Source organism: Thiosulfativibrio zosterae (assembly GCF_011398155.1).
Lineage (GTDB): Bacteria > Pseudomonadota > Gammaproteobacteria > Thiomicrospirales > Thiomicrospiraceae > Thiosulfativibrio > Thiosulfativibrio zosterae.
This window is the reverse complement of sequence record NZ_AP021888.1, coordinates 835,961-852,109: the sequence shown is the minus strand read 5'-3', so window position 1 is coordinate 852,109 and position 16,149 is coordinate 835,961. Positions and strand designations below refer to the sequence as shown.

The following is a 16,149-nucleotide window of genomic DNA, read 5'->3' as shown; positions in this document are numbered from 1 at the left end:
CAACAAACCTTAAACGGATGACTGAGGATGGGCTTTTAAATCTTCCCCAACCAATTTATTCAAGGCATTAATATAAGCTTTGGCAGAGGCTGTAATAATATCCGTATCCGACCCTTGACCATTCACAATACGACCACCCTTTTCAAGGCGCACGCTGGTTTCACCCAAAGAATCTGTGCCGTTAGTGACATTACTCACAGAATACAATTCCAAATTCACGCCCGACTTGACCATCGCTTCAATCGCTTTAAAGGTTGCATCCACCACACCACCACCAGTGGCTTTGGCAGATTTCTCTTCGCCATTCATCCACAACACCACTTCTGCGTGCGGCGCTTCGCCAGTTTCGGTGCCCGCTTGCAAAGATACCAAACGGTAAAATTCATTTTCAACACGCAAGATGTTGGCATCGGTTGCCAAGGCTTGTAGGTCTTCATCATAAATTTCATGCTTGCGATCCGCCAAATTTTTAAACGCCACAAACGCATCGTTTAAAGCCTGTTCAGTTTCAAACGCAATGCCCAATTCTTCTAGGCGTGCACGAAATGCACTACGCCCTGAATGCTTGCCTAAAATCATTTTATTGGCAGACCAGCCGACATCTTCAGCACTCATAATTTCATAGGTTTCACGGTGCTTTAACACACCATCTTGGTGAATCCCAGACTCATGAGCAAATGCATTCGCACCCACAATAGCTTTGTTGGGTTGCACCGCAAAACCGGTAATGTTAGACACCAAACGAGACGCTGCCAAAATTTCACGGCTGTTGATGCGAGTGTCAACACTGAACACATCTTGACGAGTGCGCACGGCCATCACCACTTCTTCCAAAGCGGTATTGCCAGCACGCTCACCCAAACCATTGATGGTGCATTCCACCTGTCTGGCGCCCGCACGCACCGCCGCTAAAGAATTGGCGACTGCCAACCCTAAATCGTTATGGCAATGCGCTGAAAAAATAGCCTTATCAGCATTCGGAATACGATTGAGTAACTGTTCAAACAATTCACCAAATTGTTTTGGGATGTTATAACCAACCGTATCTGGAATATTGATGGTGGTTGCACCGGCATCAATTGCAGCTTCAATAACACGACATAAAAAATCAATTTCTGAGCGCCCGGCATCTTCTGGCGAAAACTCAACATCATCCGTAAATTGTCTGGCGCGCTTAATGGCCCAAACCGCTCTTTCTACCACTTCATCCGGTGTCATGCGCAATTTCATTTGCATATGAATGGGTGATGTCGCGATAAAAGTATGGATACGACCTGAGTTAGCCGGCATAATGGCCGCACCTGCACGGTCGATATCATTGGCCACTGCGCGAGCTAAACCGCAAATGGTGGAGTCTTTAATAACCGAAGCCACCGCTTTAACCGCTTCAAAATCACCGTCACTGGCAGCTGGAAAACCAGCTTCGATAACATCAACCCTTAATTTTTCAAGTTGCTTGGCAATACGAACCTTTTCTTCTTTGGTCATAGAGGCGCCGGGGCTTTGTTCGCCATCACGCAAAGTTGTGTCAAAAATTATTAAATGATCTTTCATGGGGTTTACTCTTAATCAAAACAGCTCAAATGAATTAGGAATTTTCAGGGGTTTTCTTATGGATTGAATCCGCTGCTAAAGTGTCGGTGGCTTCTGGAGCCACAGGATCTTTGACCTCTGCTGCCTTAGCTTGGCGACGCATTTTTTTCTTTTTTTGCAATAAAACTAAAGTCATCACTGGACCAGAAATGGCATAGGCCAAAAAGGCTAAAAATAGAATCATCGCTGGTTTAAGCGTTACAACCACAATCACCAACACAAACAATAAGAGGGTTACAAAAGGCACCTTGCCTTTAAGGTTGACTTCCTTAAAGCTGCTAAAGCGCAAGTTACTCACCATCATCAAGCCAGCCGCCAAGGTTAAAAATAGGGCGATATAAGACTCAAGGCCACTCGAAATTTCGTTGGTTTCTACCATCCAAACCATGGCTGCCAATAAGGCGGCCGCGGCAGGACTGGGCAAACCTTGAAAGTAGCGTTTATCAGCGGTATCCACTTGGGTGTTAAATCTGGCCAAACGCAAGGCTGCACCGACCGTATAAATAAAGGCTATTAACCACCCTAACTTGCCAAAGTCATGCAAAGCCCATTGGTACATCAAAAGTGCCGGCGCCAATCCAAAAGACACCATGTCTGACAAGCTGTCATATTCTGCCCCAAAACGACTGCACGAATTGGTCATACGCGCCACGCGGCCATCGAGTCCGTCAAACACCATAGCAATAAATATTGCGATGGCGCCCGCCTCAAACTGACCATTCATACCCGCAATTACCGCATAAAAACCCGCAAACAATGCGGTGGTGGTCATTAAGTTTGGCAGTAAATAAATGCCTTTTTCAAATGGCTTCATGCAAGCACCTTTTTAATGAATTAAGAGCACCATTCTATAAGAGAGCCCTTGATAACTCAATCATTCAAACGCTTAAATAAAAAAGCCTGGTCAAATTTGACCAGGCCTGGTTATTTTTGAGCGCTTTTTAACGCTTTTCAGCATTTAAAAGTCATGAAAAATTAAATAACTTCGCCACGACCTATACCGAAATATCTAAAGCCTTTTTCGCGCATCACGCTGTGCTCATAAATATTACGCCCATCAAATATCACAGGACGCTCCATTAAAGACAACATTTTTTGGTAGTCTGGACTCCAGAAGCTTTTCCACTCAGTCAAAACCATCAATGCATCAGCGCCTTCTAAAGCTTGATACATTTCTTCAACCACAGTCACTTGCGGACGATCGCCCCAATAGTGTTTAAAGGCAGGTGCTGCTTTAGGGTCATAGGCGATAACTTCTGCACCTTGCGCGACCAGCGCTTCAATGGTTTTAATACTGGGCGCGTTATCGACCGTTGCGGTATTAGGCTTAAACGACAATCCCCAAATGGCGATTTTAATGCCGCGCAAATCTTGCTCAAAAAAGCGCCAAGCTTTACGAAATAGCACTTCTTTTTGCGCTTCGTTATTAGACAAAACGGTTTTCAGCAAATCGGCATCATAGCCTTTTGATTGAAGCGTTTTCACCAACAACTGCACATCAGCGGCAAAACTAGGCCCACCAAAACCACAACCTGGATAAAGGTAATTAAACCCAACACGATGGTCAGACCCCAAACCTTGACGCACTTCTTCCATATCAATATTAAAGTGTTCTGCGTTGTTAGCCAGTTCGTTGACCAATGAAATACGAGTTGCCAGCAAAGCATTCACAGAATATTTGGTATATTCTGCAGCGCGCGTTGACATAACTTTAAACTGATCCGTCACATTATTAAATGGACGCATCAAGTCTTTGATGACTTTAGTCGCCGCTTTATCGCCACTACCCAGTACCACTCGATTAGGTTTGGAGAAGTCTGAAATCGCTGAACCTTCACTAATAAATTCGGGCATGGCAACGACAACCGCCTTAGCCACCAAACCACGCTGTGCAAATGCCAGTTTCAGCATGGCTTCAAAACGGTCTGCGGTTCCAATCGGCAAAGTGCTTTGGCTCACCACCAAAACATCGCCTTGCGCTTTTTGGCCAACCAGCTCAATCACGGCTTCTGCTCTTTCTGCCAACCAAGAAGGCATGCTTAAAAATAGCACGTCACCATGCATAATGCCTTTTTCCCAGTCAGATTCAAACGTTAAGCGACCTTCTTTAAATTCATTGGCCAAAAGTTGATCTAACCCAGGCTCTTCTCTTGGCAAAATGCCTTTAATAAGGTCTTCTACCTTGACCTTTCCGACCGGAATGGCCATCACATTATTACCCGTGTGCGCTAAAGAGCCGGCTGTGACCAATCCACTTAATTCACATCCAAAAACCGAAACTTTCATTTTGTAATCCTTTTGATTAAGCTTGCGGTAGAAGCGTCAAATTTTTCTGCCAAGGCTACCGATTTGATTGCAGCGTGCGTTTCTTTAGCAATCAGTTTTCCGAGTTCAACACCCCACTGGTCAAAAGAGTTGATTTCCCAAATGACCCCTTCCACAAAGGTTTTGTGCTCATAAAGCGCTACCAACATACCCAAGGTTTTGGGCGAAATGGTTTTTAACAAAATCGTATTAGAAGGTTGATTACCTGGATAGTGCTTAAAGGGGGAATCAAACGCTGCTTTTAATGCATCTGGAATTGCATCATCTCCCAACATCAACACTCGAGATTGCGCAAAACAGTTTGCCATCGCCAACTCATGTTGATAACTTAAGCTTTCATCTTTTTCAGCATGCGAACTCATGTCAAAGTCGTCACGCTCAACCGGTGCAATAAAATCACACATAACGGGTTGAGTTCCTTGATGCAGCAATTGATAAAACGCATGTTGTGCATTAGGACCGACCTCACCCCACAAAACCGGGCAAGTTTTATATTGCACTCGTTCGCCGGCACGATTCACAGACTTACCATTACTTTCCATGACCAACTGTTCAAAATAAGAAGGCACATACTTCAAACGCGCGTCATAAGGCAAAATTGCTTTATCGTGAATCCCTAAAAAGTTGACATTCCAAACATCAATTAATCCCAACAATACGGGAATATTTTTTTCCAAAGGTGCGGTTCCAAAATGGCTATCCATTAGGTGTGCACCAGACAACAACTCAGAAAAACCATCCATCCCAATTTGCAGCGCAATCGGTAACCCTATTGCAGACCAAAGTGAATAGCGTCCCCCTACCCAGTCCCAAAAGACCAATTGGTTTTCAGGTGGAATTCCCCACTCTGTCATCATGTCTGGTTTAGTTGACACCCCTAAAAAGTGTTGTGCCAACAAAGTCTTTTCGCTTTTCACTTTTTCGCGTAACCAATCTTTGGCGGTTTCTGCATTGGATAGCGTATCAATGGTACTAAAGGACTTCGAAGCCAAAATAAACAAAGTGGTTTCTTGACTGAGTTTCTTTAAAAGGTTTGAAGTTTGGGTGCCGTCTATGGACGAAATAAAATGTAAATTGACAGGAGACTTAATGGTTTGCAAACTATTGGTTATCATTAAAGGCCCTAAATCAGACCCTCCAACCCCAATATTGACCACATCAGTAATCGGCTTTCCACTATAACCACGCCAATGGCCAGCGCGGATTTTATCAACAATTTTACCCATCTTGGCTAACTGTTCAGCAACCAGCGGTTGAACTTCTTTTGCGAAACAATCAACGCCCATACCTTGCGCTCTTAAAGCCGTGTGAAGTACGGCACGGTCTTCGGTATCGTTAACTTTTTCACCGCACAACAGCTTCTTAATCCAGCCAGATAAATCTTGTTGTTTGGCAAGATTAAACAACAAACCCAAGGTTTCATCGGTAATGCGATTCTTAGAAAAATCAACATACATTTCATCTAACTCGATAGAGAAACGCTCTGTTCTGGTGTTATCTTCAAACAATTGACTAAGATGCGTACTGCCTGCGCCCGAATCGCAATGAACATTTAATGCCTGCCATGCAGCAGAAGTTTCAACTCCCATACCCCACCTTTTACTTAAATTTCGTTAATATTAAGTGTTTCTAAATAACTTCTAAAGCCAGCACCTAATTTTAGGTCACGCAAGGCATATTCAACATTGGCTTGCAGAAATCCTTGTTTATCCCCGCAATCATAGCTCTTACCGTCTTTGAATTCAAAGCCAAACATCACTTCTTCATTTAATAATGCATCCATAGCATCCGTAAGCTGAATTTCTCCACCCGCACCTGGCTTGGTTGTTTTTAATAATTCCATCAGTCTGGGGGTAAAAATATAACGCCCGACCACCGATAAATTAGACGGCGCATTCTCAGGCTTGGGCTTTTCAACCAAACGGTCAATACGCATATCTGGACCACGCACTCCTGCAATCCCATACTTTTCAACTTGATCGGCTTCAACTGCTTCTAGCGCTACAATGCTGGTGTGCAAACGCTCATAATCTTCAACCATTTGAGCTAAACAGCCTTTTTGAGGGTGATACATCAATACATCAGGCAACAAAACTGCAAAGGGTTCGTCAGGTGCAATAATTGGCGCCGCACACAAGATGGCATGCCCTAAACCCAAAGCCTCTGGCTGACGCACACTCACAAACCGAACACCATCAGGCGTAATTTCATCAAGGGGAATTAAGCGGTCATTCTTACCACGAATCTTGAGCTCATTTTCTAACTCATAATGTTTATCAAAGTGATTTTCGATGGCGCCCTTACTCGAATGTGTAACCAAAATAATGTCTGTAATGCCCGCTTCTGCCGCCTCATGCACGATATACTGAATGAGAGGCTTATCAACAACCGTTAACATTTCTTTAGGAATGGCCTTAGTGGCTGGCAAAAATCGTGTTCCAAGACCCGCAACGGGCAAAATGGCTTTAGTTAGTTTTTTGTATGACATTTTTTCTCCTAAATTCTAAATATATAAAGCTTGGTTATCAGCACTTGAAGCAAAATAAGTTGCTGCGCCAGCAAACTCAATACCTTCAATAAACTCATTTTCTTGATATCCGAGTAAATCCACACTCATTTGACAAGCGGTCATTTTAATGTCCATCGATACACACAAATCTCTCAATGCCTCTAAGCTCAATTGATTTTGACTTTGCATCTTTTTTTTAAATCCCCAAGTAGCCAGTGATGTCATACCGGGCAAAGTCCAGATGAGTGGCGGAAATACATGATTAAAATCAATTTTCTTGAGCCACTTAGGCCCAATAGGACATTTAATCTCCATCGCTGGGTTGCCTAAAGGCGTGACTTTAATGCTGCGGGTATCCTTTAACAGACACTTCAATCCATAAAAAGTAAAAAACAATTCAACTTGTTTGCCCATTGCCGAAGCACTGCTGGCCAAAATCAAGGCAGGATAAAGCGCATCTAAAGTTCCTTTGGAAACAATAATACTGAACTGGGGCGTTAAAGCTTCTGAAGACGAAATATTAGAACCAAGATTTGTGGATGTCATTCGTGTGTTTTTACTCTGAAATTGAAAAGTTAAGCCACTCAAGTCCGATGAATCGTTAACTCAAAAGGGCTTTTATCGGCCAGTATTTCACAGAACAAGTTTTGGGTTTTACAAAATGCCGGCAAATCTTTCAGCACCCCTTTATCAGTTGCTACGACTTTAAAAATAGCCACCTCTGGCTGAGTAACCAATGCTTTTTTTAGCTTTACCAAAGGCAAAGGGCACGGCAACCCCTTAAAATCCAAATAACTTTCAGTCATTAAAACTCACTTTTTAAAACTCGTGATGCATCATCAAATAATAATTATCTTACAATACAATCCTCGTAAAACACACCTTCTAGTCAATTAAATCTAAATAAAATACCCCAAATCATTTTTAAGCGTATTTTAATCCTTAAGGCAAATCACTCCACTATACTATTGTGATTTTATAATCGCATAAGGATAACCATGACTCAGTTTTTTGTGATTGCTTTGACTATTTTAGGTATGCAATATGCACAAGCGAGCAATCTACCAGATTTGGGGTCACCAGACTTAGTCACCTATGACTCGCAAACCGAACAAGCACTGGGCAGAGCTTTTTCTAGAGAACTTAACACTCAATATCCTATGATTCGTGACCCAGAATCATTACATTACATCCGTGAAATTGGCCATAAAATTACCCGCGAAACCGGCAATAATCGTACTTTTAAGTTTTACATTATTGATGATGCAGAAATAAACGCCTTTGCTGGCCCAAATGGCATTATCGGAATACACTCAGGTTTAATCATGAGTGCAGACTCAGAAGACGAACTGGCCTCTGTTATCGCTCACGAAGTAGCCCATGTAACGCAAAATCACCTATCAAGAACTTACAATGCGCAGTCAAATGTCAATATCACCAGCATTGCTACCCTTATTGCGGCAATTTTGGTGGGCACTCAAGACCCCAGTGCTGGCATAGCAACCTACATGGGCGGCATGGGATTAAACATTCAAGAACAATTGAAAAACTCTAGAGCGCATGAACACGAAGCAGACTACTTTGGCATAGATTATTTAGCCAAAGCCGGATACGACCCCATGGCTATGAGTGATTTTTTTGGCAAACTCTCAAAAGCCAGCCAACTGTATGAATTTAAAGTGCCAGAACTACTCTTAACCCACCCAGTCACTGAAACCCGATTGGCACAAGCACAAGACAGGGCCAGTCAGCTTCCAAAAACCATTAAAAAATCCAACAGCTTAAACTTTGAACTCCTAAAGCTGCGTATTCATGCCCTAAGCAATCAAACAAAACTGTCTCCTGATGCTTTAAGTCATTTAAATACCTACGAGCAATGTTACTTAAAAAATACGGTTGCGCTAAGCAAAAATATTGAAACTGATTTAGACGATAGTTGTTTAAATGCCATGTCAACTGAATATAAAACCGAAAAACTGCCGCTTCTTATCCTTGCCCAGGTAAATTCTGCGCAAAAAAAAGCCAAAGCCTTGACACAATTTCAATATCTAACTGATCTATTTCCAAACGACCCGTCAATTCTGCTTCGCAAAGCGCAAGCGCTCGCAAATCTTGAAAATAGACAAAAAGCACAGCAACTTATTGAAGACTCTGTGGCTTTATTTAATGACAAAACATTACTATACAATGAATTGGCTGAGCTCTATGCGCAAGATGAAAAACCGCAAAATCTGGCTTATTCCTACTACTATGGGGCGTTAGCCAACATAGAAATTGGGAATTTTAAAAATGCCAAGCATTTATTAGAAAAAGCAAAGACAATTAACAAGGATTATAATTCTGACTTAAGAGGCAAGATTGAAACATTACTCAACGAGCCTTTTCAAGACGATGAAAAAACAAAAGAAAAGTAATTTTTTTATAACTAGCCATAAAAAATTATTTAACATCGATTAAATAATACTATCGCATAAATGTTCTAAAAAACTTGCGATTCTCGTAAAACTGAGTAACCTATCAGGTCAAGAGCAGTCAGTGCTCAACAATAAGAACCCAAATTAATAGGGACAGTCGAAAGACACTTTAGGAGGATAATAATGTTGAAAACGAAACTTAAGCAATTAATCACTGCCGTTACCATCTCATCTGCTGTAGCATTTTCAGGTGCAGCTTTTGCAGCGGACGAAGATCCATTGGCAGCTGGTAAAAAATTAGCTTTCGATAAATCAAAAGGCAACTGCTTAGCATGCCACTGGGTACAAGGTGGTAACGAACCTGGTAACATTGGACCTGGTTTAATCATGATGAAAGCACGCTATGCCGATAAGCAAAAATTGCACGATAAGATTTGGGGTACACCTGAAACCCAAGTTAAAGATAGCATGATGCCTCCATTTGGACAAAATGGAATCCTAACCGATAAAGAAATCGATTTAATCACTGATTATATTTATTCTTTATAACTAACTTTTATTAACCTTAACCGGGAGTTTTTAACCTTATGAAACGTAGATCTTTCCTTAAAGGTACTCTAGCAACTGGTGTTGCTGCTGTTGCAGTTAACGCTGGATTACTAACACCTTCTACAGTATTAGCAGAATGGAATGCAAAAGCATTCGGTGCTAAGAGCATTGACGATGCATTAAACGCAGCTTACGGTTCAGCTTCTGCTGCTGATTCAGCTGACATCAAACTAAAAGCCCCAGCAATTGCTGAAAACGGTGCTGTTACTCCTATTACTGTTGATGCGACTGGCCTATCTGGTGTTGAATCAATTTCTATCATTGCTAGCAAAAACCCAATGCCATTAGTGTGTGAATACACTTTCGGTGCTGCAGCAACTGGCTATGTTTCTACTCGTATCAAAATGGGTGAAACTCAAAACGTTATCGCTATCGCTAAGGTTGGCGGAAAACTTTTGAAAGCTCAGCAAGAAGTTAAAGTAACTATCGGTGGATGTGGTGGTTAATAATCAACCCAGTTGATTAACCCACTTAACAAAACACAATTATAGAAATTAAAGGAATTTAAAACATGGCAATCAATATCAGAATGCGTGCTAAGGTTGTTAACGGTGAAGCTGAAGTTAAAGCTTTGATCAAACACGAAATGGAATCTGGCGCTCGTATGAACAAAAAGACTGGCAAGCCATTTCCAGCTAAATACATCAACACTGTTGAAGTATTAGTAAATGGTACTAAAGCAGTTGATTCACAATGGTCTGGTGCTGTATCTACCAACCCTTACATGGGTGTTATTATTAAAGCTAATGCTGGTGACGATGTTACTATCAACCTAGCTGACAACACTGGTGACAAAGGAACTGAAACAATTAAATTGAAATAATTTAATGTTTCTTCCCCACCCCTAAGTCATTAGGGGTGGTTAAAATAAAAAATATAATAATACTTTAAAAAATAAAGAGTTCTCGGACGGAGGAATAGGATGAAGAAGACATTGCTAGTCGCCTTAATGTTAGGTGCAACAGCGTCAGCCAATATCGCAATGGCTGCAGATGTAACGCCAGAGCAAAGTCGTCAAATGATGATTGATTTCTTTCAAGCAAAGAATCCAAACATTGCTATTGATGGTTATATTAATGGTGCATACATTTATTCAGAAGATAAAATGGCTCAATGGGAAGCCGCTGAAGAATTCCCCCCTTATTTAGATGCTATTGATGCAGGTGAAGCTTTATACAATGCAGACAAAGCAGTTTACGAAAAATGTTTTGGTGATGATGTCACTAAGATTCGTGCAAAATACCCCTACTTTGACGAAGCAACTCAAAAAGTTGTTACTCTAGAAGGTGATATCAATAAGTGTCGTGCTGATGCTGGTTTAGCAGCTTATAAAGATGCTGAAAAAGGTAAAGGCGATATCGCTAAAGTATCTGGGTATTTAGCATACAATGCTCGTGGACAAAAGATTAATGTTAAAATCGAATCTGAAGGTGCTCGTAAAGCATTTGAAGCTGGTCAAGACTTTTACATTAAGCCAATTGGTCAGCTAAACCTTTCTTGTGCTAAGTGCCATACTTACCAAGCAGGTAAAAAAGCGCGTTCAAACTTGTTATCACCAGCCGTTGGTCACACATCTCACTTCCCGGTTTTCCGTGCAGGTGCTCAAGCTTTAACCACATTACATAACCGTTATGTTGGTTGTAACAAAAACATGCGTGCTAACCCAGCTAAACCACAAAGTGATACTTACAAAAACCTAGAGTTTTTTGAAGCCTATCTATCAAATGGTTTAGAAATTAATGGTCCTGGTTACCGCGAGTAATTTCTAGATTGCATAAAAAAACCAGCTCAGCGCTGGTTTTTTTATGCCCAAAATTTGTCGTATTTCTTTAACTGCTTTGCTTCCAAAATAAAAAAGGGGCAACGCCCCTTTTTTATTACACTCTATTTTAAAGCTTATTCAGACAACATCTCTTCGCCTTCATAAATCCAATCAAAACCACTTCGCACCCATTTTTCGATACGCATGATTAACTCAGGGTTATTTAAGCCAAATTTTTGGGCGATGGCAAAAACCTTATCTTGCTCTTCTCGTCCGAAATGTCCATCTTTGTAAGACAGCTTAATCAGCTCCTGCAAAGCAATAATTTTAGACTGGCGAGTATCAAAAACAACTACGAGATCATCAATACTGATATCAGGATTATCTAATTGAAACTCCAATCCAAAAGCCGTACTAAAATCTGTTAAATATTGAAGCTCTTCTTCAGAAACTTCATTATCCGCTGAGGCTAAATTGGCTGCCATGTCTAAAACAGCTTGGCGTTGTTCTTGTGTTAATCGGTTAGCAAACATGGCTTACCCCTTACTTTTCAATTTGTTCGACATTACGCACTGCACCAAAGGCTGCACTGGTAGTCATAGCTGCATAAGCTCTTAAAGCTGAACTGATTTTTCTTTCTCTGGGTTTAGCAGGTTTCCAAGCATGAGAAGCCCCTTTGGCATTCATCGCAGCACGACGCTTTGCAAACTCTTCTTCTGAAATCAATGCATTGATGGTGCGATTGGGAATATCAATTTCTATCATATCCCCTTCTTCCACCAGACCAATGTTTCCGCCCTCAGCTGCTTCTGGGGAACAATGTCCAATCGACAAACCAGAAGTCCCGCCAGAGAAGCGACCATCGGTTAATAAGGCACACTCTTTACCCAAACCTTTCGACTTTAAGTAACTGGTTGGATACAGCATTTCTTGCATCCCCGGCCCACCCTTAGGTCCTTCATAGCGAATTAAAACCACATCGCCAGAAACCACCTCGTCCCCCAAAATGCCGGCAACCGCAGCATCTTGACTTTCATAAATTTTGGCCTTACCAGTAAACTTAAAAATAGATTCATCCACACCAGCCGTTTTGACAATACAACCATCCATGGCAATATTACCATGCAATACCGCTAAACCACCATCTTGTGTGTAGGCATGCTCAATCGAACGAATACAGCCATTTTCAGCATCGATATCAACTGTCTTCCAACGCTTAGACTGGCTAAATGCTTGAGTGGTTCTAACATTGCCTGGAGCGGCTTTAAAAAAGGTTTCAATGGCAGCATCATCATTACGGCTAATATCCCATAAATCAATCGCAGCACCCATGGTTGATGCGTGAACCGTATGAACTTCGGTATTAATTAAACCACCACGCTCTAACTCACCTAAGATTCGCATAATGCCACCCGCGCGGTGCACATCTTCCATGTGATAAGTTTTGGAGTTAGGAGCTACCTTAACCAAACAGGGTACTTTGCGTGAAATCTCATCCATGTCACTCATGGTAAATTCCACTTTGGCTTCGTGTGCAACCGCTAATAAGTGTAAAACTGTGTTAGTAGACCCACCCATGGCAACATCTAATGCCATCGCATTTTGAAAGGCTTCATAGGTTGCAATTGAACGAGGTAATACACGCTCATCATTTTGCTCGTAATATTGTTTGGTAATTTCAACTATGCGACGACCAGCTTCTTCAAATAACATTTTGCGATCAGCGTGTGTTGCTAAAACGGTACCATTACCTGGCAAAGCAATCCCCAGTGCTTCTGCTAGGCAGTTCATAGAGTTTGCTGTGAACATTCCTGAACAAGAGCCACAAGTTGGGCAAGCAGAACGCTCAACTTCTTCAACATCGCTGTCTGAACAATTACTGTCTGCCGCCATAACCATGGCATCCACCAAATCCAGTTTAATGCCTTCACCCCCTAAAACGGTCTTACCCGATTCCATTGGGCCACCGGTGACAAAAATGGTTGGCACATTCAAGCGCATGGCAGCCATCATCATGCCGGGGGTTATTTTGTCGCAGTTAGAAATACATACCAAGGCATCAGCACAATGGGCATTCACCATGTATTCAACCGAATCTGCAATCAAGTCGCGCGAAGGCAAAGAATACAACATGCCATCGTGACCCATCGCTATGCCATCATCAACGGCGATGGTATTAAACTCTTTGGCAACACCACCGGCTGATTCGATCACTCTCGCAACTAATTGCCCAATGTCCTTTAGGTGCACATGACCTGGAACAAACTGGGTAAATGAGTTTGCAATCGCAATAATGGGCTTGCCAAAATCTTGTGATTCCATTCCGGTTGCGCGCCACAAAGCACGAGCGCCGGCCATGTTACGACCGTGGGTACTGGTTCTTGAACGATATTCTGGCATGTTTTCTCCTTGTCCATTTTTACAAAAGCATTTAGCGATTTGTAAAAGGGGCTGTTATACTAAACTAAATAAATTTACGGTATTTTCTCATATCTATGCAGCAATCTGAATTAGATTTTGTGAATAACTTAAGACAGTCATCACCTTACATTGAAGCACATCAAGGTAAGACTATTGTTATTTACATTCCTAGCGAACTCCTATCACTGGACAGTGAAGAAGATGAACGGTTATTCCAACTCGCCAAAGACGTGGTTTTGCTCAATCATTTGGGCATGAAAACCGTCATCACCCTGGGTGTTGAACTGCAACTTAACGAAGCTTTCGAAAGAGATCACCTGACCTGGGAAACGCATTTTAATTGCCGAGTAACCACTAAAGAGCATTTAAAAACCTTTGTGGAAACCATTGGCCAGGCGCGTGCGCAAATTGAATCAGAATTTACAGAAGCCTGCTCTGAAGAACAATCTACACTCACCATCATTTCGGGCAATTGGGTTACTGCGCGCCCTAAAGGAATTATTCAAGGCATCGACTTTCAACACACTGGTGCTTTGCGCAAGATCAACCACGAAGCCATTGCGCGTAGCTTATCGATTGGGCAGGTCGTCTTATTAACGCCGCTCACTTACTCTTTAACTGGAGAAATGTTCAATCTAAACTCTTTAGAACAAGCTTTCTCTGTTGCCAAAGCCCTAGAAGCTGACAAGCTGATGATTTTCTCTAGCCCTGAAAGTTTGGTTGATTTACCCAAACAGATGAGCATGTCGCAACTCAATGCACTCAACACCCAAACCAGCGAACCCAAACAAAAACGCTTGCTCTCGCTCATTCAGTCCACCCACAGCAAAATCAAGCGCATTCACCTGTTAGACCAAAATGAACCTGGTGCCATTTTGTTAGAGCTCTTTACCCGTGATGGCGTTGGCACCATGATTTTCACCGACCGTTATCACCACATTCGCCCAGCCACTTTTGAAGATGTAAGCGGCATTTTAATGTTGATTGCCCCTTTAGAAGAAGAAGGCATACTGGTTAAACGCTCACGCGAAAAGCTCGAGTTAGAAATTGAAAACTTTGTGGTCATCGCGCGCGATGACCATATTATTGGTTGCGCCGCCCTTTACCCCATGGATGAACAAAGTGCCGAAATGGCTTGTTTGGCCATAGACCCTGCTTATCAAGGGCAATCGCTTGGTGAAGAACTCTTGCAAGCCATCGAAAAACAAGCCATGCAAAATCGGTTTCAAAACCTATTTTTGCTCACCACCCACACCGACCACTGGTTTATAGAGCATGGCTTTAAAAAAGCCCAAGTGGCTGAACTCCCAGAGAAAAAACAATCCCTCTATAACTACCAAAGACAATCTAAAGTGTTGGTAAAAGCGTTGAAGGCATGACCCAAATCGAAAGACCCGTTACCCAAATTCAAGAAAGATTCCGCAAATTCTTACCCGTCGTGATTGATGTTGAAACGGCTGGTTTTGACCCTAACAAAAACGCACTGCTAGAGGTGGCTGTTGTTACCCTTAAAATGGTGGACGGTTTTTTACATCGTGATCAAACCTATCAAGCCAATATCTTGCCTTTTCCTGGCAGTCAGCTTGACCCTAGCGCCTTAAAGTTTATTGGCATAGACGACCCTTACCATCCTTTTCGCTTTGCGGTCAGCGAAAAAGAAGCACTAGAAACTTTGTTTAGCCCCATCAAGCAGCAACTGAAAGAAACGGGTTGTACACGCGCCATATTAGTTGGGCACAATGCTTTCTTTGATTTAAACTTTATTCAAGCGGCTGCTGAACGCTGCAAAATCAAAAGTCCGTTTCATCAATTCAGCACCTTTGATACGGTTTCTTTGGCAGGTTTGGCTTTTGGTCAAACCGTTTTAGCCAAGGCCGTGCAGTTGGCGGGGTTTGATTGGGATAACTCTCAAGCCCACTCTGCCGCTTACGACACTGAAAAAACGGCTGACCTTTTTTGCCATATCGTCAATCAATGGCCAATTCAATTACCTGAAAACAACGATTAAACTGCTAAAAAGGCCCTAAAAACTAACCAGGCCTGGTTAGTTTTAAGGCACTTTAAAGCAAAAAACCGAGCCATTTAACTCGGTTTTTTCTTAAAACATAAACCGATTAAGCTTGTTTTGCGGCGTGCTCAGCATTGGCTTTAGCCATCATCGCCTTCAATTCACCAGAAGCAGCTAACTCTAGCGTGATGTCACAACCACCTTGCAATTCTCCACCCACATACAATTGCGGGAAGGTTGGCCAATCTTGATACTTAGGCAAATGTTCAAAAATCATTGGGTCGGCTAAGACATTCACAAACGCAAACTTCTCACCGGTTTCAGCCAAAGCCTGTGAAGCTCGGCTAGAAAAACCACATGAGGGCATTTGTGGTGTGCCTTTCATATAAATCACCACTGGATTATTAGTGACTTGTTGGTGAATTCTTTCAACGGTTTCTTTTGCTGCATCTTCCATCTTGTGGGCTCCTTAATTCAATGCCTTACTATTTTGGTAGGTTATTATAAC

17 protein-coding genes are annotated in these 16,149 nt (G+C 42.2%); 7 read left to right on the top strand and 10 right to left on the bottom strand.

From position 1 onward, the window contains the following. Positions 1 to 9 precede the first annotated feature (9 nt). The 7 genes from THMIRH_RS03620 to THMIRH_RS12180 form a co-directional block, all read right to left on the bottom strand. Entirely contained in the window at positions 10 to 1,554 is a 1,545-nt protein-coding gene (locus THMIRH_RS03620) for a 2-isopropylmalate synthase (RefSeq protein WP_173290810.1), read from the bottom strand. 34 nt (positions 1,555 to 1,588) lie between these two features. Continuing rightward, positions 1,589 to 2,407, bottom strand: coding sequence for a CDP-diacylglycerol--serine O-phosphatidyltransferase (gene pssA / locus THMIRH_RS03615; protein ID WP_173290809.1), 819 nt, complete (start codon positions 2,405 to 2,407; stop codon positions 1,589 to 1,591). A 161-nt stretch (positions 2,408 to 2,568) separates the two neighbouring features. Beyond that, positions 2,569 to 3,879, bottom strand: coding sequence for a UDP-glucose dehydrogenase family protein (locus THMIRH_RS03610; RefSeq protein WP_173290808.1), 1,311 nt, complete (start codon positions 3,877 to 3,879; stop codon positions 2,569 to 2,571). Next, positions 3,876 to 5,507, bottom strand: a complete 1,632-nt coding sequence (gene pgi, locus THMIRH_RS03605) for a glucose-6-phosphate isomerase (protein ID WP_173290807.1) — start codon at positions 5,505 to 5,507, stop codon at positions 3,876 to 3,878. The genes THMIRH_RS03610 and pgi overlap by 4 nt, the downstream gene beginning before the upstream one ends. 14 nt (positions 5,508 to 5,521) lie before the next feature. After that, entirely contained in the window at positions 5,522 to 6,406 is an 885-nt protein-coding gene (gene galU / locus THMIRH_RS03600) for a UTP--glucose-1-phosphate uridylyltransferase GalU (RefSeq protein WP_173290806.1), read from the bottom strand. A gap of 15 nt (positions 6,407 to 6,421) precedes the next feature. Next, the gene (locus THMIRH_RS03595; RefSeq protein ID WP_173290805.1) at positions 6,422 to 6,973 is read right to left on the bottom strand and encodes a DsrE/DsrF/DrsH-like family protein; all 552 of its coding nucleotides are present in this window, start codon (positions 6,971 to 6,973) and stop codon (positions 6,422 to 6,424) included. A 38-nt stretch (positions 6,974 to 7,011) separates the two neighbouring features. Further along, positions 7,012 to 7,233: a sulfurtransferase TusA family protein gene (locus THMIRH_RS12180; protein WP_173290804.1), complete on the bottom strand. Its 222-nt coding sequence runs from the start codon at positions 7,231 to 7,233 to the stop codon at positions 7,012 to 7,014. Positions 7,234 to 7,425: 192 nt separating this feature from the next. Here THMIRH_RS12180 and THMIRH_RS03585 point away from each other — a divergent pair, with 192 nt between their 5' ends. The 5 genes from THMIRH_RS03585 to soxA all read left to right on the top strand — a co-directional run bounded on the left by THMIRH_RS03585 (position 7,426) and on the right by soxA (position 11,212). Further along, positions 7,426 to 8,841: a M48 family metalloprotease gene (locus THMIRH_RS03585; protein ID WP_173290803.1), complete on the top strand. Its 1,416-nt coding sequence runs from the start codon at positions 7,426 to 7,428 to the stop codon at positions 8,839 to 8,841. Between the two features lie 183 nt (positions 8,842 to 9,024). Beyond that, on the top strand, positions 9,025 to 9,390 hold the full coding sequence (soxX, locus tag THMIRH_RS03580) for a sulfur oxidation c-type cytochrome SoxX (protein WP_173290802.1): 366 nt from the start codon (positions 9,025 to 9,027) through the stop codon (positions 9,388 to 9,390). A 38-nt stretch (positions 9,391 to 9,428) separates the two neighbouring features. Next, on the top strand, positions 9,429 to 9,896 hold the full coding sequence (soxY, locus tag THMIRH_RS03575; protein WP_173290801.1) for a thiosulfate oxidation carrier protein SoxY: 468 nt from the start codon (positions 9,429 to 9,431) through the stop codon (positions 9,894 to 9,896). A 65-nt stretch (positions 9,897 to 9,961) separates the two neighbouring features. Then, complete coding sequence (gene soxZ / locus THMIRH_RS03570) at positions 9,962 to 10,273, top strand: thiosulfate oxidation carrier complex protein SoxZ (protein WP_173290800.1); 312 nt, start codon at positions 9,962 to 9,964, stop codon at positions 10,271 to 10,273. 99 nt (positions 10,274 to 10,372) lie between these two features. Beyond that, positions 10,373 to 11,212: a sulfur oxidation c-type cytochrome SoxA gene (soxA, locus tag THMIRH_RS03565; protein WP_173290799.1), complete on the top strand. Its 840-nt coding sequence runs from the start codon at positions 10,373 to 10,375 to the stop codon at positions 11,210 to 11,212. 134 nt (positions 11,213 to 11,346) lie between these two features. On the opposite strand, the gene THMIRH_RS03560 is transcribed toward soxA, so the two are convergent. Continuing rightward, entirely contained in the window at positions 11,347 to 11,745 is a 399-nt protein-coding gene (locus tag THMIRH_RS03560) for a tellurite resistance TerB family protein (protein WP_173290798.1), read from the bottom strand. Between the two features lie 10 nt (positions 11,746 to 11,755). Further along, a complete protein-coding gene (gene ilvD, locus THMIRH_RS03555; protein WP_173290797.1) occupies positions 11,756 to 13,612 on the bottom strand; it encodes a dihydroxy-acid dehydratase in 1,857 nt (618 codons plus the stop codon). Between the two features lie 95 nt (positions 13,613 to 13,707). Here ilvD and argA point away from each other — a divergent pair, with 95 nt between their 5' ends. Both argA and rnt read left to right on the top strand, forming a co-directional pair. Continuing rightward, a complete protein-coding gene (gene argA, locus THMIRH_RS03550) occupies positions 13,708 to 15,012 on the top strand; it encodes an amino-acid N-acetyltransferase (protein WP_173290796.1) in 1,305 nt (434 codons plus the stop codon). Next, a complete protein-coding gene (gene rnt, locus THMIRH_RS03545; protein ID WP_173290795.1) occupies positions 15,009 to 15,641 on the top strand; it encodes a ribonuclease T in 633 nt (210 codons plus the stop codon). Before argA ends, rnt begins: the two co-directional genes overlap by 4 nt. A gap of 106 nt (positions 15,642 to 15,747) precedes the next feature. On the opposite strand, the gene grxD is transcribed toward rnt, so the two are convergent. Continuing rightward, a complete protein-coding gene (gene grxD, locus THMIRH_RS03540; RefSeq protein WP_173290794.1) occupies positions 15,748 to 16,098 on the bottom strand; it encodes a Grx4 family monothiol glutaredoxin in 351 nt (116 codons plus the stop codon). Positions 16,099 to 16,149 lie beyond the last annotated feature (51 nt).

What these genes read in the sequence shown, in the direction of transcription:
- THMIRH_RS03620 (WP_173290810.1), bottom strand. Translation starts at nt 1,554, where the DNA reads ATGAAAGATCATTTAATAATTTTTGACACAACTTTGCGTGATGGCGAA.
- pssA (WP_173290809.1), bottom strand. Translation starts at nt 2,407, where the DNA reads ATGAAGCCATTTGAAAAAGGCATTTATTTACTGCCAAACTTAATGACC.
- THMIRH_RS03610 (WP_173290808.1), bottom strand. Translation starts at nt 3,879, where the DNA reads ATGAAAGTTTCGGTTTTTGGATGTGAATTAAGTGGATTGGTCACAGCC.
- pgi (WP_173290807.1), bottom strand. Translation starts at nt 5,507, where the DNA reads ATGGGAGTTGAAACTTCTGCTGCATGGCAGGCATTAAATGTTCATTGC.
- galU (WP_173290806.1), bottom strand. Translation starts at nt 6,406, where the DNA reads ATGTCATACAAAAAACTAACTAAAGCCATTTTGCCCGTTGCGGGTCTT.
- THMIRH_RS03595 (WP_173290805.1), bottom strand. Translation starts at nt 6,973, where the DNA reads ATGACATCCACAAATCTTGGTTCTAATATTTCGTCTTCAGAAGCTTTA.
- THMIRH_RS12180 (WP_173290804.1), bottom strand. Translation starts at nt 7,233, where the DNA reads ATGACTGAAAGTTATTTGGATTTTAAGGGGTTGCCGTGCCCTTTGCCT.
- THMIRH_RS03585 (WP_173290803.1), top strand. Translation starts at nt 7,426, where the DNA reads ATGACTCAGTTTTTTGTGATTGCTTTGACTATTTTAGGTATGCAATAT.
- soxX (WP_173290802.1), top strand. Translation starts at nt 9,025, where the DNA reads ATGTTGAAAACGAAACTTAAGCAATTAATCACTGCCGTTACCATCTCA.
- soxY (WP_173290801.1), top strand. Translation starts at nt 9,429, where the DNA reads ATGAAACGTAGATCTTTCCTTAAAGGTACTCTAGCAACTGGTGTTGCT.
- soxZ (WP_173290800.1), top strand. Translation starts at nt 9,962, where the DNA reads ATGGCAATCAATATCAGAATGCGTGCTAAGGTTGTTAACGGTGAAGCT.
- soxA (WP_173290799.1), top strand. Translation starts at nt 10,373, where the DNA reads ATGAAGAAGACATTGCTAGTCGCCTTAATGTTAGGTGCAACAGCGTCA.
- THMIRH_RS03560 (WP_173290798.1), bottom strand. Translation starts at nt 11,745, where the DNA reads ATGTTTGCTAACCGATTAACACAAGAACAACGCCAAGCTGTTTTAGAC.
- ilvD (WP_173290797.1), bottom strand. Translation starts at nt 13,612, where the DNA reads ATGCCAGAATATCGTTCAAGAACCAGTACCCACGGTCGTAACATGGCC.
- argA (WP_173290796.1), top strand. Translation starts at nt 13,708, where the DNA reads ATGCAGCAATCTGAATTAGATTTTGTGAATAACTTAAGACAGTCATCA.
- rnt (WP_173290795.1), top strand. Translation starts at nt 15,009, where the DNA reads ATGACCCAAATCGAAAGACCCGTTACCCAAATTCAAGAAAGATTCCGC.
- grxD (WP_173290794.1), bottom strand. Translation starts at nt 16,098, where the DNA reads ATGGAAGATGCAGCAAAAGAAACCGTTGAAAGAATTCACCAACAAGTC.